Source organism: Planctomycetia bacterium (assembly GCA_015075745.1).
In the GTDB taxonomy this organism is placed as follows: domain Bacteria; phylum Planctomycetota; class Phycisphaerae; order UBA1845; family UTPLA1; genus UTPLA1.
This window is the reverse complement of the sequence record JABTTW010000001.1, coordinates 1,213,600-1,232,580: the sequence shown is the minus strand read 5'-3', so window position 1 is coordinate 1,232,580 and position 18,981 is coordinate 1,213,600. Positions and strand designations below refer to the sequence as shown.

At 60.5% G+C, this 18,981-nt stretch carries 16 protein-coding genes; 6 read left to right on the top strand and 10 right to left on the bottom strand.

What is annotated here, in order from left to right:
- Positions 1–22: 22 nt before the first annotated feature.
- From hemB to HS101_04865, 6 genes are read right to left on the bottom strand one after another with little or no spacing between them, the layout of a single operon-like run.
- A complete protein-coding gene (hemB, locus tag HS101_04890) occupies positions 23–1,006 on the bottom strand; it encodes a porphobilinogen synthase (GenBank protein MBE7505607.1) in 984 nt (327 codons plus the stop codon).
- Complete coding sequence (gene cobA, locus HS101_04885; GenBank protein MBE7505606.1) at positions 1,003–2,541, bottom strand: uroporphyrinogen-III C-methyltransferase; 1,539 nt, start codon at positions 2,539–2,541, stop codon at positions 1,003–1,005. Before cobA ends, hemB begins: the two co-directional genes overlap by 4 nt.
- Entirely contained in the window at positions 2,538–4,205 is a 1,668-nt protein-coding gene (gene hemC / locus HS101_04880) for a hydroxymethylbilane synthase (GenBank protein ID MBE7505605.1), read from the bottom strand. Before hemC ends, cobA begins: the two co-directional genes overlap by 4 nt.
- Complete coding sequence (gene hemA, locus HS101_04875; protein MBE7505604.1) at positions 4,202–5,332, bottom strand: glutamyl-tRNA reductase; 1,131 nt, start codon at positions 5,330–5,332, stop codon at positions 4,202–4,204. Before hemA ends, hemC begins: the two co-directional genes overlap by 4 nt.
- The gene (locus tag HS101_04870) at positions 5,329–7,062 is read right to left on the bottom strand and encodes an NADPH-dependent assimilatory sulfite reductase hemoprotein subunit (protein ID MBE7505603.1); all 1,734 of its coding nucleotides are present in this window, start codon (positions 7,060–7,062) and stop codon (positions 5,329–5,331) included. The genes hemA and HS101_04870 overlap by 4 nt, the downstream gene beginning before the upstream one ends.
- 20 nt (positions 7,063–7,082) lie before the next feature.
- Complete coding sequence (locus HS101_04865) at positions 7,083–7,799, bottom strand: phosphoadenylyl-sulfate reductase (protein ID MBE7505602.1); 717 nt, start codon at positions 7,797–7,799, stop codon at positions 7,083–7,085.
- Positions 7,800–8,201: 402 nt separating this feature from the next.
- Between HS101_04865 and HS101_04860 the strand changes: the two genes are divergently transcribed.
- The 4 genes from HS101_04860 (at position 8,202) to HS101_04845 (ending at position 12,441) form a co-directional block, all read left to right on the top strand.
- Positions 8,202–8,366 carry a DegT/DnrJ/EryC1/StrS family aminotransferase gene (locus tag HS101_04860; protein MBE7505601.1) on the top strand — a complete coding sequence of 55 codons (165 nt, stop codon included), beginning with the start codon at positions 8,202–8,204 and terminating at the stop codon, positions 8,364–8,366.
- Positions 8,363–10,780, top strand: coding sequence for a YfhO family protein (locus tag HS101_04855; GenBank protein MBE7505600.1), 2,418 nt, complete (start codon positions 8,363–8,365; stop codon positions 10,778–10,780). Before HS101_04860 ends, HS101_04855 begins: the two co-directional genes overlap by 4 nt.
- Before the next feature lie 91 nt (positions 10,781–10,871).
- Positions 10,872–11,654: an ABC transporter permease gene (locus tag HS101_04850; GenBank protein MBE7505599.1), complete on the top strand. Its 783-nt coding sequence runs from the start codon at positions 10,872–10,874 to the stop codon at positions 11,652–11,654.
- Between the two features lie 19 nt (positions 11,655–11,673).
- Positions 11,674–12,441 carry an ABC transporter ATP-binding protein gene (locus HS101_04845; GenBank protein ID MBE7505598.1) on the top strand — a complete coding sequence of 256 codons (768 nt, stop codon included), beginning with the start codon at positions 11,674–11,676 and terminating at the stop codon, positions 12,439–12,441.
- A gap of 108 nt (positions 12,442–12,549) precedes the next feature.
- On the opposite strand, the gene HS101_04840 is transcribed toward HS101_04845, so the two are convergent.
- Complete coding sequence (locus HS101_04840) at positions 12,550–12,834, bottom strand: hypothetical protein (GenBank protein MBE7505597.1); 285 nt, start codon at positions 12,832–12,834, stop codon at positions 12,550–12,552.
- A gap of 194 nt (positions 12,835–13,028) precedes the next feature.
- Here HS101_04840 and HS101_04835 point away from each other — a divergent pair, with 194 nt between their 5' ends.
- A complete protein-coding gene (locus tag HS101_04835) occupies positions 13,029–13,613 on the top strand; it encodes a sigma-70 family RNA polymerase sigma factor (protein ID MBE7505596.1) in 585 nt (194 codons plus the stop codon).
- On the top strand, positions 13,610–16,405 hold the full coding sequence (locus tag HS101_04830; GenBank protein MBE7505595.1) for a protein kinase: 2,796 nt from the start codon (positions 13,610–13,612) through the stop codon (positions 16,403–16,405). Before HS101_04835 ends, HS101_04830 begins: the two co-directional genes overlap by 4 nt.
- Before the next feature lie 29 nt (positions 16,406–16,434).
- On the opposite strand, the gene HS101_04825 is transcribed toward HS101_04830, so the two are convergent.
- From HS101_04825 to HS101_04815, 3 genes are all read right to left on the bottom strand, one after another.
- On the bottom strand, positions 16,435–16,980 hold the full coding sequence (locus tag HS101_04825; protein ID MBE7505594.1) for a hypothetical protein: 546 nt from the start codon (positions 16,978–16,980) through the stop codon (positions 16,435–16,437).
- A 407-nt stretch (positions 16,981–17,387) separates the two neighbouring features.
- Positions 17,388–18,170: a PilZ domain-containing protein gene (locus tag HS101_04820; protein MBE7505593.1), complete on the bottom strand. Its 783-nt coding sequence runs from the start codon at positions 18,168–18,170 to the stop codon at positions 17,388–17,390.
- On the bottom strand, positions 18,167–18,868 hold the full coding sequence (locus tag HS101_04815; protein MBE7505592.1) for a PilZ domain-containing protein: 702 nt from the start codon (positions 18,866–18,868) through the stop codon (positions 18,167–18,169). Before HS101_04815 ends, HS101_04820 begins: the two co-directional genes overlap by 4 nt.
- Positions 18,869–18,981: the final 113 nt, after the last annotated feature.

The following is an 18,981-nucleotide window of genomic DNA, read 5'->3' as shown; positions in this document are numbered from 1 at the left end:
CCTGGGTCTGCGACGCGAGCGGCTAACGATCCGCAAGATAGTCCGCGACGTCTTTGGCGAAGTAGCTGATGACAATGTCCGCGCCGGCCCGCTTGATGGCGGTCAGCGTTTCGAGCACGACTCGGCGTTCGTCAATCCAGCCATTGGCCGCCGCCGCCTTGATCATGCTGTACTCGCCGCTCACCTGATACGCCGCCAGCGGCAAGCGGGGCAGTCTTTCCTTGACCGCGGCAATCACGTCGAGGTAGGCCCCGGCCGGTTTGACCATGAGCATGTCCGCGCCCTCGACCGCGTCTGCTTCCGCTTCCGCCAGCGCCTCGCGCATGTTGGCCGGGTCCATCTGATGGCTCCGCCGGTCGCCGAACTTCGGCGCGCACGCCGCCGCGTCGCGAAAGGGTCCGTAGAGCGCCGACGCGTATTTCACGGCGTACGACAGTATCGCGGTATCATCATGGCCCGACCTGTCGAGTGCCGCGCGAATGGCGGACACCTGTCCATCCATCATGGCGCTGGGCGCGACCACATCCGCGCCGGCTTCGGCGTAAACAATCGCCGCCGAGGCTAACAATTCTAAAGTCTCGTCATTTTCGATCTGCTCACCGTGAACAATGCCGCAATGTCCGTGGTCGGTGTATTCACAGAGGCACACATCAGCGATGACGATCAGGTCTTCCCGTAACCTCTTAATTCGATCGACCGCGCGCGGAATGATGCCGTCCTGCCAATATGCACCGCTGCCGCGATCATCCTTGTTCGCTGGAATGCCGAAGAGCAGCACGGATCGTATCTGTCGCGATGCGATCTGCTCGATTTCCCGATCGAGGCCATCCAGCGAGTGCCTGACGACGCCCGGCATCGAGGTGACCGGCCCGACATCCTGCGATCGCTCGGCGATAAACAGGGGATAAACGAAATCGTTCATGGACAGCGTCGTCTCACGCATCATGTCCCGCATCGCAGGCTTATTACGCAAACGACGAAATCGGTGAATTGGCTGATCGCTCACGACACCACCTTCTGTAGCTGGAAGTATTCAGTCATGGCCTCGATCACTCCTTCGACGGAGTAGTCTCGCGGCACGATATCAGGTGTTCGACCGATGGATTGCAGGGCCTCAGCCGTCGTCGGCCCAATGCACGCAACAACGGCGCGGTCGAGCTCAATCTTCAACGCTGCAAATCGCTCGACGGACGATGGACTGCCGAAGATGATGGAGTCAAAGCCCTCTCGCAGTCTTTCAATGCGTGCCTTGGGCGTCACGACGTGCGTGTTTTCGTAGACCACGAGTCGATCGATAATCGCCCCGGCATTTGAAAGGCCGACTGGCAGTTCATCCCGCGATACATTGCCACACGGCAAAAGCACGCGCCGGCCTCTTACGTCATCACGAAGCTCGGATACGAGCCGTGACGCGGTCTGCTCCGTCGGCACGCGATCCGGATTCAGGCCTGCCCGTCGCAAGGCCCTCGCCGTCGCGTTGCCGACGGCGGCAATCTTCGCGCGCCCCAGCAGCCGAAGATCTCGCCCGCTGAGGCGCATGGCGCGCACAAACCCTCGCACGCCATGAACCGATGCAAAGACGACCCAATCAAACTCCGGCAGCATTCCAAAGCAGCGATCCCGCTGCACCGCGTCGCAGGTATATCGAATGCGAATCAACGGGCAGTCGATCACCGATGCCCCCCGGCTTGATAGCATGCTCGCCAGTCGCCTATTCAACGACTGCGAGCCGGTTACGACGACACGAAGGCCCGCAAGCGGCAATGCTTCGCTACGCTCACCAATGCCGAACGATTCGAATCCGCCCTGCATAACGGCATATTGCGCAACCTGCCCGACAACCATGACCATCGGCGCGGCAATTCCCACGGCGTCCGCGCGATCACAAATGTCGGCCAGCGTGCCGGAAACAACGAGCTGTCGCGGCGTTGTGGCCTCCTGAATGCAGGCCGCCGGCGTTGCCGGACTCTTGCCCGCGGCAATCAGCCCGCTGACAAGGTTTCGGATCATCGACCGACCCATCAGCACGACAATCGTGTCCATCTTCGCCATGGCGTCGTAATCTAGACTCTCCTCGCCGTCCGATGTCCCCGTCTGTGCTGTCACCACGATGAAGTTCCGGGCCAGGCCGCGAAATGTGATCGGGATGCCCACCGCTGCCGGCGCTGCAATCGCACTTGAAACGCCCGGCACGATCTCGCTCTCGATCCCCGCCTGGCGGCACGCGAGATACTCCTCGTATCCCCTGCCGAATACCAACGGGTCGCCGCCCTTGAGCCGGACAACACTCTTGCCGGACTCGGCATGTTCGACGATCAGTTGATTGATCTCGTCCTGCGTCAATTTGTGATTGCCCGGCGCCTTTCCCGCGTCGATGACAATGGCGTCGGCGCGGGCTTCGACCAAGAGTTCATGCGGAATGAGTCTGTCATGAATGATGACATCCGCCCGGCGAAGCAGCGCCAAGCCGTGCGCGGTAATGAGCCCGGGGTCACCCGGACCAGCGCCGACGAGATACACCATGCCGCGAGCGGTGCTCATCGCAGCAACTCCTCCGGCTGGGTGACTCTCAGCGCCAATAGTCGCAGCGCCTCTGCGGCGGCCTCAAGCGGATCAATAGCATTCACGCGCACATCCTCAACTCGCTGCCCATCGTGCGACAATAGCCTCGCCCGAAGTGTCACGCACTCGGCTTCAATAGTTGCGTGGGCGGCTGCAACCCATTCGCCATCATGTTCATAAGGCCGAAGAAATGTCAGTTCCGCCGTCACCGCCATTCTCGTTGCCGCGTCGTCCAATGCCGCGCACAGCCGCCAGGCTTCGGCATCGTCGCGGCGCGCTTGAATCGCCATCGCCCCTTGCGCCGGAGCGGGCACGAACGTCTCAAGTGAGAATTCCTCGCAGGCATCGCTGAGCAGCCCAAGCCGCGCCAGTCCCGCCGTTGCCAGGATCGCCGCGTCAAACCGCCCGGCCATCACCTGCCGGACCCGGTCATCCACTGCCCCGCGAATCGGTTTGACCACCAGGTCGGGCCTCTGTGCCAAGAGCTGCGCCGCCCGCCGCGGACTGCTTGTTCCGATGACCGCGCCAGACGGCAATTCGCGCAGCGTCCTGCGATCACCTGAAACGAGCGACTCCGTCACTTCCCCGCGCGGCAGAACCGCGGCAACGCCCAACCGCCCGAATTCGTCGATCGCACGATCCACCGGAAGGTCTTTCATGCTATGAACCGCGAAATCGATTTCACCAGCATCGAGTGCCGCCTCGATGTCAGCCGAGAACGGGTCATCGCAGCCCAGTTCGTCGATCGGCCGATCCTGTATGCGGTCTCCCAGCGTGGAGATATCGACAATCTCCACCTGCGTCCCGCGCGCGCGAAGCAGATCAGCCACGCACTGCGCCTGCCAGCGTGCCAGCCGGCTGCCGCGTGTCCCCAGTCGAAGCGGGGGCGATTGAATTGCTTGACGCGCCAGTGACTCAATCACTTCAATTAGGCGAATATCTGTTCCCACGGATGAATCGACAACAATCGTGCGATCGGCGAGGCGCGCCGCGCACGGAAGTTTGCCCGCCGGCTCGATCCCCAGCCTCTCGGGAATGTCTCGATTTGCATGATGCCCGCCGCTGATCAGGAAGGGCTCGACGAGAATCGACTGATGTCTCAGCCGAGTCGGGATTTGCTCAATGCCCGGCTCCTCGTCGAGGAAGAAGGCGGCGACGTCGGCGAATTGGCTGGTGCGCCGAATCGCCTCGACAAGCTCCTCCGTGGCGACCCTGCTCTTCGGATTTCGCTTCGTCCCATGCCCCACAATCGCGACGGATGAGTTCGCTGGATCAGCATCGAACCGCCTCGCGAGTTCATCCAGCCGTCTGGCAACGAGCGCCTGGCTATCCGGATGTACGCCGACGGGCGGCGTGATCGTCAATCGCAAGCCGGCGTAACGCGCGTTCTTACTCAACTCCTTCGGCAAAAACTCGTCACAGTAAAAACCCTGGCTGGTCAACACCGGCACGACGACAACTTCGTCCGACTCAATCGTATCAAGCACTTCGCAAAATCGGGGCTCTCCTTGATGAAACGCCGCGATGACATCGTCAAATCCCCCTCGGCGCCTGATCTCCTCCGCCCACGCGCGCAGCATTGCGTTCGCAGCCGGCTCGTGCCGACTGCCGTGTGCGGCCAGAATCAGCGCCCGTCGCTTCACGCCGCGGCCTCCTCCTTCAAACGAATGATCGGACCGTGTAGATCGCGACGTAGTTGCCGTGCGGCATCCGCCGCAAGTCCTTCCGCGCTGGCGAGCATACGGACGATTCTCGGCGCGGCGCTGCGGCCGGCGAGCCAGTATCGAAAGCGCCGCAGTTCCTCAACGAGAATCGCCTCAGCCTGCGCGACTTCTTCCGCGTGTGCACTCGTCACCCCGCCCAGCATGTCCAGATCGCGCAGCAAGATGCCCGAGATCGCGCCTGCATGTTCGTCGATATTGCGCGGCACGCCGAGGTCGATCATCAAGAGCGGATGCTCCTTATCCCGTCGCCCGGCGGCAAGCCTTTCGGCCAGATTCGTCCTGACCAACGCCTGTCGCGCGCCTGCGCACGCTATCACCGAATCGACCGCGATATCCGATTCCGCAAGTCGGTCAAGCGAAAGGGCGATTCCGCCATACTCTGCCGCCATCAGCCGCGCTCGATCAATGTGACGACTCACGAAGTGAAACTCTCGAACCCCCGCTCGGCGGCATCTCTCGGCCACATCGTGCGCCAGACTTCCGCTGCCGATCACCAGCACTTTGATCGATGCCGGGTCGCGAAAGTGAGCCGACAAGGTCTCAACCGCGAGTCCCGCAAAAGACCGTGCGCCGCCGCCCAAGCCAGTTTCGAATCGCACGCGCCGGCCTGCATGAATCGCCGCCCGAAACAGGGCGGACAGCATCGGCCCAATCGAGCCCGCTTGCGTCGCGGTCACGAATGCCGAACGCACCTGACCGAGGATCTGATCCTCTCCCGTGATGCGAGACTCAAATCCCGCCGCGACGCGAAGGACATGTGCCGCCGCGTCCATTCCCGTGCGAGCATGTAACGTAGTCGCCAATGACGTGGAGGGTTGATCCATTGCACTAGCAAGCCAACTTAGCCATTCGTGCCGCGCACGATCACCAGCAACCGCGTACAACTCGAAGCGACCGCAAGTATTAACGATCACGGCCTCATCGACGTGTCGCCGCACGCCGGCAAGCAGCAGGGGGATGCGATCCAGCCCCGGTGCCAGTCGCTCACGCACGGCCAGCGCCGCCGTCTTGTGCGTCGCACCGAGGTAGAGCAATCGTTCAATCATGGCAGCACCGTCAGAGACAATCCGCCCGCTGTCGGCGTCTCTCTGCCGGTAATGAATTGTCGACGGGATGTGACACCGGCTAGCCGTTGGTAGAAATCGCTTAGGCTTTCGTTTGGCTGCCGCTCTTTTGACCATCGCGTAAGTAGCGGCCGCAACGTGGATAAGAGATCTCCCGTTGCGACATCCTCGGCGAAGAGATCCGCCACGCGGTCTCCCGGCATCCCTCCACCGACGAACACGTTATACACATCCGGCCGGTGACCCACGAACGAGATATCCGCCGTGTAGGGCCGCGCGCAGCCGTTGGGGCAGCCCGTCATGCGAAGCGTGAGCGGCTCGTCGCGCAGGCCAAGCGACGCCAGTTCCGCCTCGAAGCGATCGATAAGCGTCGGCATGAGCCGCTCCGACTCGGACACGGCCAGGCCGCACGTGGGAAGCGCCGGACAGGCCAGGGAGTATCGCCGTGCCGCGGACAACTCCTCAACGAGTCGCACCCCATGATCTCGGAGCGTCTTTTCAACTCCCGCGATTGCCTGCTCACTGAGATCTGTCAGCAGGACGTTCTGACTCGCCGTGAGCCGAAGGCCCGGGCGATAGTTACGCACGATCGCTCGCAGCGCCGAGCGCATACGCTCGGTGTCGCGGTCCGCAATCCGCCCGTTCTCAATAAACAGTCCGTAGAAGAACTTGCCGTCGCCTTGTGCGTGCTTTCCCAGATGGTCGTGATAGCTGGGCGGCGGAAGTGCCCGGGACGGCGCCAGTTGAAACGATACTCGCCTACGAAATTCCTCCATGAACCAATCGACGCCGCGATCCTGCAGCAGATACTTCAGGCGTGCATGTCGTCGATCCGCTCGATTACCCGAGTCACGAAAGATCGCCGCAACTGTTTTCACCGCCTCAACGGAATTCGCCGGCTCAACGAAGCCGATCGGCTCGGCCAGTCGAGCGATCGTATCCGCCTTGCCGTGCGTCATGCCCATGCCGCCGCCGGCGACGAGATTGAATCCCGCGATGCTGTCGTTCTCGACGATGGCGATGAGTCCGCAGTCGTTGTTGTAGATATCCACGCAATTGTCCGTGTCCAGCGAGATCGCCGTCTTGAATTTCCGAGGCAGGTAGGCGTCGCCGTAAAAAGGCTCATCTTCCTGCGTGTTGACGAGTTCGTCCTCGTCCAGCCAGATTTCGTAATACGCCCGGCTGGCCGGTCGCAGTTGCACGGCGATATCGCGCGCCGTCTGTCGCAACAGGGCGTGCGGCTGGTCCGCCAATGGCGCGGGACACGCCATCACGTTTCGCTCTACGTCTCCGCACGCAGAGATCGTCGTCAGAAGAATGCGATTAACTCCGGCAATCGTCTCCTTGAGCTTTTCCTTCAACACGCCGTGAAACTGGAAACCCTGACGTGAGGTGACGCGCAACGAGCCGTTGCCGCAGACGTCCGCCAGCTCATCCAGCTTCAAATACTGGTCAGGGGAAACGACCCCGCCCGGTATCGCCAGGCGCACCATGAACATGTAGGCCTTGCCCTGACCGCTGTCGCGCAGGCTCCGCCGTGCATCCCGATCATCCTGCTGATAGGACCCGTGGAACTTCAGCAGATTGGCGTCGGCGTCTTCGAAGTGCGTCGCCGGCCCGGCAAGCGTTTCCTTGATTGTTCCGCGCAGACGGCGGCTGTCGCGTTTATAACCTTCGACCCTCGATTCCTTCTTGGCGCCTTCTTCAGCCATGAGACTCTCTCCATCCGTCGTCAGATGCCTTCACCGTGCAGCCCGCACTCCTTCTTCGCCGAACCCGCCCAACGACCGTCGCGGCTGTAATCTCCGATCATCAGATTCTCGACCGGGATCGTACAGTGTGTACACCCCACCGTCGGGTACCCCTTTTCGTTAAGCTCGTTGTACGGAACGCCGTTCTCCCTGATGTAGTTCCAGACATCCTTGCGACTCCATGCCGCCAGCGGGCTCAACTTGAGCACCTGATACTTCCAGTCCCATTCCAGCACGCGAATGTTCGCCCGGGTCTCGGATTGACTCCGTCGCAGCGCCGTGATCCAAACGTCCACCCCGTCCAAGGCGCCGTGCATCGGATCGACCTTGCGAATCTTGCAGCAGAGATCGGGCTGAGTCTTCCACAATTCCGGGCCGTGCTTTTTTTCCTGCTCCTCCGGCGTCAGTGTCGTTCCGCGATTCACGAAAGTCAGGTTCGGATATCGCTCAATCATCCGATCGCGCAGTTGATAGGTCTCCGGGAAAAAGAACATCGTGTCGAGATAAAAAACTGTCAGCGGCTGCCCGCTTCGGGCATACATGTCGATCAGCACGCAGCCCTCCATGCCGAAGCTGGTGCTCATTTCCATCCGTCTGCCCGCGAAATGGCGAAGGCTCCAGGCGACAAGCTCCTGCGGACCGCTCGCTTCACCGAGCCGCGCCGGCTTGCCATCATTCGGTAGCACTGGTAATCCCACGGTGCAAACTCCCGCCTGCTTGAGCCAAATAAAAACGGCCCTTTCAGGAACTATCCTGAGGGCCGTCAGTCATTGCGAATCGCTTGTCAATTCAGCGGTGCACTGCTGCCGTCAGGAGGCTCCTCCCAGACACTTAATACAACAACAACAGCAGCAGCAACGGGCGCAGATCATCGGCACGGCTGAGTCAGATTGACCGCAAACATTCATAGGCGATAGCCGTGCATTCATGATCGACCTATCGTAGTCATTCGTCACGCAGGGGTCAAGAAAACGACTGCGGTTGCCTCGCTCCGCTGGGATCACTTGCGGCCGGGCGGCCCTGCCCGCAAACTACTTTCCGTGAGTCCCGAGGCGATATCGCCAACGCTCGATCGCACCTCGCCCGCCATTACCGGTCCCATGCCCCATCGCGAATCAAAACCCGACGCCGACTTCCCCATCAGCGAGCGCATGGCCGATCGCTGTATCAGTCTTCCCATGTTTCCTGAGATGACGGATGAAGAAGTCGAGTTCGTCATCAGTGATACCCGACAGGTCCTGATGACAGGAGGACGTCAATCGTGACCGGGCCTGCCGCGTTTTCTGCTTCGAATCGCGGGCCGTGGCGACATGTCTGGCCCATGCTCGTCCTGCTGCTCCTGTTTGTGAGCTTCTACTCACCCTACATGATCGCCGCCCGGGCCTTTCCCTACGACTTTCAGGGCCCGCACTATGCCATGCTTTCCCGCAATGCACTCTTCAATGCGAACGGCGAAACCCCACTCTGGCTGCCGCAGTTCTGGGGAGGCATGAGCCACTGCGCCATCCCCGAGACCGGACTCTATTATCCGTTTCACAAATTGCTCTACGTCGGCGGCGACGCATTTTCCATCAAGCGATTCGTCTGGTACACGCTGGCCCACATCCTATTCGGCGCCATCGGCGCATACCGACTGGCTCGCTCATTTGGCTGCGACCGCTTCTCGTCCGTCTTCGGAGGCGTCTTCTTCTTCGGCTGCGGCTATCTCTGCGGCCATCTGCAGCACTCGACGATTGTGTTTCAGTTCGCATGGTTTCCGTGGATCTTTACGAGCCTCATCCGTAGCTATCGCCGAGACTGGTTGCGGCACACCCTTGCTGCGGGAATTTTGCTGGGCGTTTGCGGTCTCGCCGGTTCATACATCGTTTACTTCGCCGTCATCGGCACCTCAACGCTCATCGTCCTGCGAGCACTGCTTTCTCGCGGCAACTGGCGAATGATTCTCGGGCAAACTTTAGCCCGCATAGCGATCCTCGGCGCAGGCTACGTCATCATCTCCGCCGCAGTCATTCTCCCGGCCCTGGAAGCAGGCGGCCAATACATTCGCGGCAGCTACGATGAGTGGTTCTATCCCCTCGACCTTCGCGGCGTCGGACAGATTCTCTTCCCGCAAATGGGCTACCTCGGCGATCCCACGCTCGACCAGACCATGTTCATCGGCGTCGTACCGCTTCTCCTTGCCACATTCGCTGTTCGCGGTCGCTATCGGGCATGGCCCATCGTGCTCATCTGCGTTGCTGCGATTTTCTTCGTCCTCGGGTTTCAGTCATCGACTTTCATCGGCCGTTGGGCTTCGCGCACCCTGCCCGGCTACAAGCTGATTCGCGGTGTGATGAATGCCTGGGGCGTGACACAGCTCGCGCTGCTGCCGCTGGTCGCTCTGGGAGTCGGTCGCATCCTGCAATCGACGGAGCCTGACCTGCCCGCTCGCTGGCGTCGGCACGCGATCATCGTCGCGGCGCTGCTCGGTATCCTCGTCGTCTTACAGGCAGCCTTCGGAACCGAGCAGGCAGTCGCATTGATTCGCACGCAGTCCACGCTTGCCGCCGCATTCCTCCTCGCGGCGTTCGCCGTCGGCGCGCTGGCCGCCGCGCATCGGGTCGGCAGCATCCGTCGAAAGTTTGCAGGCATTCTCTTGCTCCTGGTTTTCTTCATCGAACTTGCCACGACCAACTCCAACATCCCGGGCGTTAACACCGACAGCCGCAGCCTTGATGCGACGCGGCGGCGAGCACTTGCCGTTAAGTCTACCGAGCCGATGAGCGCCGGCGGACCCTACCGCTACGATCTCTACTCACCCAAGCTCGGCGGCCACCCGCTCGCGGGATTTCTTTCGCTTTACAGTGAAACCGCTGAGGGGTTATGGGGCTGGGATTCAGGCGACATGGTCCCCCAAAACGCTTACGTCCTTCAGGGACTCGCCAGCAACTTTGCCCCCCAGTTCGAGAAGCTGTTTAGCCTTCGTCACATCCGGCCCGGCGATTATCCGCGGTTTCACAACGCTGGATCCGCCGCGGCGCTGCGCAGGCGCTTCGATCTCCCGGCATACAAACTGTTCGGCGTGCGATACGTTATAGATAACCGTTCGTGGGAACAGTTCACGCTACCCGGTGCGCCGCGGCCCGTCTCGACGAGGAGTATCGGCGAAGCCATTTACTACGAACTCCCCGACCCCCTTCCCCGCGCGTTTCTCGTTGATAAAGCGGTGACGCACGAGCGCGAGGGCGACGTCCTCCGCGCCGTCATCGCCGAAGACTTCGATCCCTCCAAGGTCGTGCACTTTTTCGACTCGGTCGAGCCTCAAACCACGTCCGCGCCTGCTGCAGGGGCCGCGCCGTTCGACGGCACGCGTGTCGTGAGCATCAACGACTACAAGGGCGACCGCATCAAGCTCTCCGTCGCCACGGACAAGCCGCGATGGCTTTTCATCTCCAACGCCTACTGGCCCGGATGGCGGGCAACAATTGACGGCGTCGTCGAACCCATCAGTCGCGCGAACTTTGCATTCCAGGCGATTCCCATTTCGCCCGGGGCGCACGAGGTCATGATCGAATACGCGCCGCGCTCGTTGGCCATCGGCTGCTGGGCCACATACGCCGGTGGATTCTTCCTGCTCGTGGCGTGGGGTGCCATCAGTTGCCGAGATCTGATTCGCGGCGCCCGACGCTCGGCCGCCTGACGCCCTTGCGCGTTGCGTGGCTTGACACTCTCTCGCCCCTGGCGAATCATGCGTTTCGCGGCGAAGATGTCAGCCGCGAGGAGCATGGACCATGACCCTTGCGGGTCGACTTCACGAAATCATTCGCGCCAGGACCATCGTCAAGAACTTTCTCCTTGAAGATATCAAGGTGAAGTACCGCCGCTCCGTCCTCGGTTTCCTCTGGTCGCTGCTCAACCCGCTCCTCATGCTCGTGGTCATATCCGCCGCTTTTGCGACCCTCTTCGCCGGCACCAAGGGCCAGTACACCCTGCATCTCCTTGCGACGCTGCTGCCGTGGACCTGTGTCTCGCTCTCGATCGAGGGCGGGTGTCGTTCGATCCTGCAATCCGAGAACTACATTCGCCAGTACCGCTTTCCCAAGCTCATTTTCCCAATGCGGACCATCCTGTTCGCTTTTGTTGAGTTGCTCCTGGCCCTTGTTGCTTTATTGCCGATCGCTCTGTTTCTCGGCATGAAGCCTGGACCGCCGTTGGCCCTCCTTCCTTATGCGATCCTGCTACTTCTGATCATGCTGGTGGGTCTCGGCGCGATGGCTTCGGTTGCCGTGGTCTATTTCCGCGACGCCGAGCACCTCATAGCGGTGTTCATGCGAGCATGGTTCTATCTGACGCCGATCCTGATCCCCTTTGAAGCCATTCCCGACAAGTACCAGAAGTACTTCGCGCTAAATCCCATGTATCACATGCTGGAACTTTTCGACGCCCCGATTGCGCGGGGCGTCTGGCCATCTTCGACTGTCTTGCTCACTGCCACCGTCGTTGCCACGGCGAGCTTTGTCGTCGGACTGTCCGTGTTTTTCCGAGTCGAGGACGATGTGATTTTCCGCCTATAACCGGCAGGCCCCATCTCGAATGAATCCATACATCCGCGCCGACAACATCAGCCTTCGTTTCCGGCTCTATCGGAACCGTCATCCGAATATCAAGGAAACGGTCATCCATTGGCTGCGCGGAAAGTCCCAGGACAACGGTGTCACTGAGTTCTGGGCGCTCAAGGATGTCTCGCTCAACTTCTCGCCCGGCGACCGAGTCGGCATTGTGGGCCGCAACGGCGCCGGTAAGAGCACGCTTCTCCGCGTACTTTCCGGCATCTATCGACCGACCAGCGGCCGAGTCGAGCAGGAGGGATTCCTGATTCCGCTCTTCACCGTTGGCTTCGGCTTCAACGGCGAACTCACCGGCCGGGAAAATATCCTTCAGGCGGGTGCCATTCTCGGCATCGACCGCAAGGAAATGACGCGCCGTGTCGAGAGCATTCTCGATTTTGCCGAGTTGCAGAAATTCGCGGATTCACCCGTCAAGTATTATTCGACCGGCATGGCCATGCGCCTGGCCTTCACCACCGCGACCGAGGTTTCTCCAGACATCCTCCTGCTCGACGAAGTCTTCAACGGCGGCGACGCCGGCTTTCAGGAAAAGGCCCTCGCCCGAATGCGATCGCTCATTGAGCGCACCAAGATCGTCATCATGGTCTCGCACTCGATGGAGCTCATTGAGCAATTCTGCAACCGCGCCATCTGGATTCGTGACGGACATGCCGCCATGGACGGTCCGCCCAAAGAGGTCATTGCCGCGTACTTGGCCTCCATCAGCGCTGGCCAACCGGCCGACAGCGAATAGTCATAGTTCGCAGAAGATCTTGGTCAATCCTCAGCTTGCCCTAAAAAAAAGCGAAAGCCCCGGCTGATCCTGACCGGGGCCTCCGCGTCTTTTTGCGTTAATTCATTCTCAGAAACATCCGCAATCGTACGAATCACCGGATCCCCAGTCGTCCTCCCATCCGGTTCCGGGAAATCCCGAGTCTGTCGGATCGTCCCCCGGCGGTGTGAGCGAGGGCGGCTGACCGCCTTCACCACCTTGCAGGCTGCCGCTGATCAGATCGCGGGCCAGGTCCATCAATTGTTTCTCATCGCAGCCGACGCTGCCGACCATGACTGCACCGCCGAGCACGACGGACAAACACGACTTGGCGATGCGGACAACCAGATTCTTGCCATTCTTTCGAGCATTCATGACTATCGACTCCCTGCGAGGATTGTTTACTTCGTTCCACCCGGATCGCTCCGGGCCGGTTAATTCAGGTACCCGGCACGGCCGGGATTCTGCCTCGCAAATCACTTTTTTCTTTATTGCGCGCCATTAGTTCTATTGAGACCGTGATCTGCAGAGCTCTGTGCGATAGAATGTGAGCCAGGCATGGGCCCATCATGAACACGACACGTGCCAGTCTGCTCCTTCGAATTCGTGATCGCCGCGACCAGTCGGCCTGGGAGGAGTTCGACCACATCTATCGACCGATGCTCTACCGGTTCGCCCTGATGCGCGGACTCGACCACAGCCAGGCAGAGGACGTGGTCCAGCACTGCATGACCGCAATCGGCCAGCACATTGAGGGCTTCGAGTACGACCCCAAGAAGGGCCGCTTCAAAGGTTGGCTGCGGACCCTCGTGAACAATCGCGTTCGCAACCTGCTGCGAGATTGTCATGAGCGCCCTGCCGAGAGCCAGGTCTTCCGCGTGGCCGAGGCAAAAGACGCAAATCCCGAAGAGTTGTTCGATCAGGTGTGGATGGATGAGCATCTCAAGCACGCCCTCCGTATGGTGCGGACCGAGGTCGAGGAAGCGACCTTTCGGGCATTCCATCTCTATGTGATCGAGGAGCGGGATGTCGAAGATGTCTGCAAAGAACTCGGCGTAAATGCCAACCAGGTTCACAAGGCCAAGTACCGAATTACCAAGCGGCTCGCCGAGCGAATGGCCGAGCTCACCGACGGGGCCGAAGAGGCGAGATGAGCAGTTGTCCCACTGACAGCGCGCTGAACCTGTACCACGGAGGCGATCTCGACGCCGAGCAGGAACGCATACTGGAGGCACACCTGGCAGGTTGCGAAGCATGTGCCGGGCGCGTGCAAGCGCTCCGGGAGAAATATGACAAGCTGGCCGATCGCGTTCGCGAGCTGAACTTCACACCGGGAGACTACGCCCGATCGGGTAACGATCAGCCCATTCCAGGACCGCTCCCGAAAGATTTGATTCCAGGCTATCAGATTATTCGAGAGATACACCACGGCGGGCAGGGCATCGTTTATCAGGCAGTGCAGCAATCCACCAAGCGGCGCGTGGCCATCAAGGTTCTGCTGGAGGGCCCCTACGCATCGCAGGCCTCTCGGCGGAGGTTTGATCGCGAGGTTGAGTTGGTCGCCAGTCTCAAGCATCCCAGCATTGTGGCGATCTTCGATTCGGGTCTTACCTCGGATCAACGCCAGTATTACGTGATGGATTACGTTTCCGGCTACCGCCTGCAGGAATATGTCAGCGCAAAAAGGCCCTCGCTAAGGGAGTCGCTGGACCTGTTCGCACGCATTGCGGAGGCCGTCAGCTTCGCCCACCAAAAGGGAGTCATCCACCGCGACATCAAGCCGCTAAATATCGTCGTCGACGCCGAGGACAATCCAAAGATTCTCGACTTCGGCCTCGCCAAGGCCGTGGCCGGAGGCGTCGATCATGCCGTCTCCATGTCCGGACAGGTCCTCGGCACCCTTCCCTATATGTCGCCGGAACAAACGCGCGGCAAAACGGAAGAGGTGGACGTTCGAACGGACGTGTATGCCCTCGGAGTCGTGCTTTATGAAATGCTGACCGGCACTTACCCATACCCGGTCGTCGGTGAGATGGTGGATGTGCTGCATCACATCACGCGGACGGACCCCAAGCCACCCAACCGCGCCTGGACAGCGGACACCGGCGTTCTCGCGGATCGGTCCGGCCGCGGGGGTTGCCCGATAGATCAGGAGGTCGAGACGATCGTCCTCAAAGCGCTGGCCAAGGATCGAGACCGCCGCTATCAAAGCGCCGGCGAACTGGCGCGCGACGTTCGGCACTACCTCGCAGGGGAGCCGATCGACGCCAAGCGCGACAGCGGGTGGTATGTTTTGCGCAAGACCATGCGCAGACATCGGCTGGCGATTGGCGTGGTCGCGGCGTTCATGATTCTGGTCAGCGGGTCCACAATTGCCTTGCTGTTCATGTATGGCAACGTCAATCGGTTGTGGGAACATGCCCGGGCCGAGGCTCAGATCGCACAGGAGCAGCGTGACAAGGCGGTTGCGGCTGAGGCGCTGGCTCGGGAGCGATTCGATGATCTCCGCGGATTGGCCCATGCGTTTATCTTTGACATCCACGACAAAATTGCGGACCTCCCCGGGGCGACGCCGGCCCGACAGCTCCTCGTGACCACCGCACTGAAGTACCTCGACGGACTGCACCGCTCCGCCGGACAGGAACCCGGCCTGCTGAGGGAGTTGGGCGTCGCATATTTGACCCTTGGAGACATTCAGGGAGGATCAGGCGGCGCTCATCTTGGCGACATCGACGGCGCGCTCGCCAGCTATAGGAAGGCGCAATCGCTTTATGACGACGCCGCCCGGGCAAGCGGCGCCGATTCGGTCGTCGATCGCCGAAACGCCGTCATCGCCATGAACCGCATAGCGGATGCATACTCGGTCAAAGGCGACATTCAGTTGGCCACCGAGACTTATCGGGAGGCGCTGAAGCGATCAGAAGATCTGCTCAAGGATCGCCCCGACGAAATACAAGCCCGGCGCGACGTCTCATTTGCCTACGGACGACTGGGCGAGGCGCTCTCTCAGCAGGCCCATCCGGAAAAGGCATTTCCCTTTCTGGAGAAATCGCTGAAACAAGCCCGGGCCATCGTGGCTACAGAGGAAGGGCGAAAGAAATATCCCTTCGACGTGCCGGTCAGCCTGAGCAAGCTGGCGCGTCTGCATTCGCGGCTGGGTCGCGATGAAGAGGCGCTCGGGTATTTCAAGGAGATTCTGTCGGTTTGCGAATCGCTTGCGGCCGCCGAACCGGACAACATCCGCACAACTCGCGGTATCGCCGTCGCCTATGACGGCATCGCGCGCACCTTGAAGAACATGGGCCGAATGGACGAGGCCCTCGATTACATGCGTAAGTCGCTCGTCCTGTCGGAAGAGCTGGCGGCGGCGGATAAGGTCGATGCCCAGGCCCTGCGCGACGTGTACGTCGGGGCCGCGGCCCTGGCCGTCGTCGAATCCGAGATGAAGCGCAACGAAGAGGCGGATGCGGACTTCAAGAAAGCCATCGACATTGCACGCCGACTCCACCGACAGGATCCGGCGAGCGGCCTGGCGCGCGGCGATCTCGCCGTCGTGCTGACCAACTACGCGACCCTGATGCTGGAGACCGATCGTCCGCATGACGCCATCGAGCTCTATCGCGAAGCGCTCGAACACGACGAGGAATTACTCGGCTCAGACAATGTCGATGCCATCATCGTCCGCAATCGGGCGATCAATTTTCAGGGGATCGCGAAGGCCTCGGCCATCTTGGCCGAGAATGAGTCGCATACGCCCGCAGAGAGTCGGAGATATTGGCAGCAGACCGCCGATCATCTGCGAAAAAGCATTACGGCATTTGAGGAATGCAAGAAGTTGGGCTTTCTCGCCGAGTCGGAGTTGTCCGTATTTGACGAACTCGCCAGGGACAATGCCAAATGCGAAGAGGCGCTTACCCTCTCCAAGGCGTCTGACCCCGCGCCTTAGTCGTTTTTGGCTGGCTTACCGCGTCTGGCTTAAGGCCGGGCCGGCGCCGTTCGGTCAAGAAGCTTCGCGGAGAATTCGAACACCCCCTCAACCGTGGTCGGCTTCGTGGATGGCTGCATCAATCGAAAACATTGAAACTCGCCGTGAATGGTCCCGCTGATGTTCCCCGATTCGATTCGCTTTATTTCCAATCGAGCCAAACGCGGTTGATATGCGGCCAGCGGCGAGAAGACGCCGTTGCCGTGCAGATTCAACCGCGAGCCGCCGACAAAGTCCGCGCTCTCTTCTTTCAAGCGTTCCAACGACGACGCAGCGACAAAGCTACCGAACAAAACGCGCGATCGGTCCGGCATCGGCCGCTCGCTCGTCAGTGAGATCGCCGAGCGTCCCGATTGCGCCGGGTCCGGTTGCCACACCAGCACCATGTTCGTAAAGGCAATCTCCCGGTCCGCCTTGAAAACTCCCATGTGCTCGACGTCCAGCGAGATGGGGGCCGGCGGTGCTTCCTCCGGCACGGCGGGAAGGTCGTCCTCACACGCACAGTGCTGGGTGATGATCCACAAGCAGCACGTCATCCGAATAATCGCGAACACGGACGACGGCTTGTTGATACGCGCACAGGGCGACAGAGTCGCAACACGCGCCGATTCTACGCAGGATTCGCGCATGCTGCGCAAGCTATCGGACCCCTTCGTACGCTGCAAGTCGGATTCAGTGCGGTAAAACACAATTGCATTACACAATGTCGAGAAGTTTTCGGGACCGTTCAAGCGCACTCGGACCGGTGCCGATATAGAACGCGAGGCTGTGGGTCTTCCGCTGTTAGGCGGGACAGCCTGGCTTGGAGGATCCGAGTAACGGCGAGCTCGGATCCTCTTTTTTTGCGCGCATTTCAAGAGTCATTCTTTGTATTCGCGCCGCGATGCGATGGGGGTTCGGCAGATTGCACCGATACGTCGGCAGACCTTGCGCGATGGGCGTACTATTCGTCGTCCAATCGAGGCGAATGGTCCGGGTTGCTCAGCCGCCTTGCCCACTTCACAAAGTCCGCGAGCTCGCTGATGCTCGATCGCCCGGGGCGATCATGCTCCAGACCGATGAACTGCAAACCCAGACCGATCCGCATGGGCCCGGAGACAAGGCAATGCCGATACATCGCCTCGACTTGAAGAGTCTTAGCCTCTGATTGAGGCTTGATTTCCACGCCGACCAGATCGCCGACGCTAAGCCGAGGGTTCTGATCGCCGGCGATGTCCAGCAGGACGCCCCCAAGCGAAACATTTGCAAGGTGGCCGGTGCACAAAGGCCAGGCCATCGCCTCGCGATTGGGCAGCCCGTTTTGCCACAGCTTGCAGGGAATCACGCGCTCCCGCGGAATGATGACGCGTTGATAGACGCGGCGCTGAAGCTCGCGGACCTCCTCCGGCGCGCGAAGCAGCAGCGTGTCCACCGGCTTGTCATCGTCGGTCCTGTCGAGACGCCGAAGGACGATGCGACACACAAAGACACACTTCTTATGACCGCGACGAAGGGAAATACCCAGCTCCTGGCCGACATTCATCTCGGGCGGAGCCATCGTCGTGAGCGCAATGGGATAGATGATTTGCAAAATGCCCTGCTGCGGATCGTATCGAAGCAGGTTGGATCGAAGGCTATGCCAGCCTCCCTCGGTCATCAGCGAAACGCTGACCGGGGACTGCCGCTGCGCCGCCCAGGTCAGCGACGCCATGACCGATGGCGCATCAAGGATCGTCCCGTCGCTCATGCATGCACTTCCACATCCGGCCCCGGTTGTCGGCTGAGCAATTGTCTCAATGCATCGAGTTGCGGAGTCTGATTGGGTGTCCGCGAAAACTGAATTCCGACGATCGAACAGTCGTCTGTGGCAGGCGTCTTATTGGCCAGCGTCCCCTGCATATGAAACGGCCTGCTTTGACCCGGCAAGGAAAAGACCGTGATCAGTCGGGTCTCCGGATGAAGCTGTTGCGAGCCGCTGTTGTCCATCTTGACGGCCATTCCGTCCGCGCTGACGTTGAGCAGAGTCGCCGACTGGCGGTGAGTTCCATTGCCATCGGTCCACTCGACGGATACTTCGGCCGACGGGGCAAGCTCCGCACGCAGAAACCGCCGACGATCCATGACCGACAGCGCCATCGGTCGGACCAGTGATACCGACCGCGTTTCGCCCCACTGCGGCGCCCCCGTCACCTCGGATGCGAATTGATATCGCTGATCGCTGTAAAGCCGCACCTGACACGGCAAGTTGACCAGGTCATTGAGATTCAGGGTCGGCCGGCCGGTCAGCTCCATCAGCAGGGCGCTTTGGTCTCCCGAAATGAGAAACCCATTAAGCGTGTGCTCTGGGTATTCTGCAAAGCTCAGGACGAGCTGTGCCTGGGTACGTATCGCTGTTTCAACGATCCGAAAGGACGCATCGTAATCCAGCACAATTTTCGCCTTCATCTGACTGATCCCCTGTATGTCGGGCCTGCCCAAGATCAATTGTCCGCCCGTGCCGACATCTCTTTAGCCCGTAGAGATAAGGCCAACGAACGGATGTTCATTGCCGCCGGAAA

Bases quoted from the DNA above. Each gene is read 5' to 3' on its own strand.
- HS101_04820 (MBE7505593.1), bottom strand. From the start codon at position 18,170: ATGAGCGACGGGACGATCCTTGATGCGCCATCGGTCATGGCGTCGCTG.
- HS101_04870 (MBE7505603.1), bottom strand. From the start codon at position 7,062: ATGGCTGAAGAAGGCGCCAAGAAGGAATCGAGGGTCGAAGGTTATAAA.
- HS101_04860 (MBE7505601.1), top strand. From the start codon at position 8,202: ATGCCCCATCGCGAATCAAAACCCGACGCCGACTTCCCCATCAGCGAG.
- HS101_04850 (MBE7505599.1), top strand. From the start codon at position 10,872: ATGACCCTTGCGGGTCGACTTCACGAAATCATTCGCGCCAGGACCATC.
- cobA (MBE7505606.1), bottom strand. From the start codon at position 2,541: ATGAGCACCGCTCGCGGCATGGTGTATCTCGTCGGCGCTGGTCCGGGT.
- HS101_04835 (MBE7505596.1), top strand. From the start codon at position 13,029: ATGAACACGACACGTGCCAGTCTGCTCCTTCGAATTCGTGATCGCCGC.
- HS101_04815 (MBE7505592.1), bottom strand. From the start codon at position 18,868: ATGAAGGCGAAAATTGTGCTGGATTACGATGCGTCCTTTCGGATCGTT.
- hemA (MBE7505604.1), bottom strand. From the start codon at position 5,332: ATGATTGAACGATTGCTCTACCTCGGTGCGACGCACAAGACGGCGGCG.
- HS101_04830 (MBE7505595.1), top strand. From the start codon at position 13,610: ATGAGCAGTTGTCCCACTGACAGCGCGCTGAACCTGTACCACGGAGGC.
- HS101_04825 (MBE7505594.1), bottom strand. From the start codon at position 16,980: ATGACGTGCTGCTTGTGGATCATCACCCAGCACTGTGCGTGTGAGGAC.
- HS101_04840 (MBE7505597.1), bottom strand. From the start codon at position 12,834: ATGAATGCTCGAAAGAATGGCAAGAATCTGGTTGTCCGCATCGCCAAG.
- HS101_04845 (MBE7505598.1), top strand. From the start codon at position 11,674: ATGAATCCATACATCCGCGCCGACAACATCAGCCTTCGTTTCCGGCTC.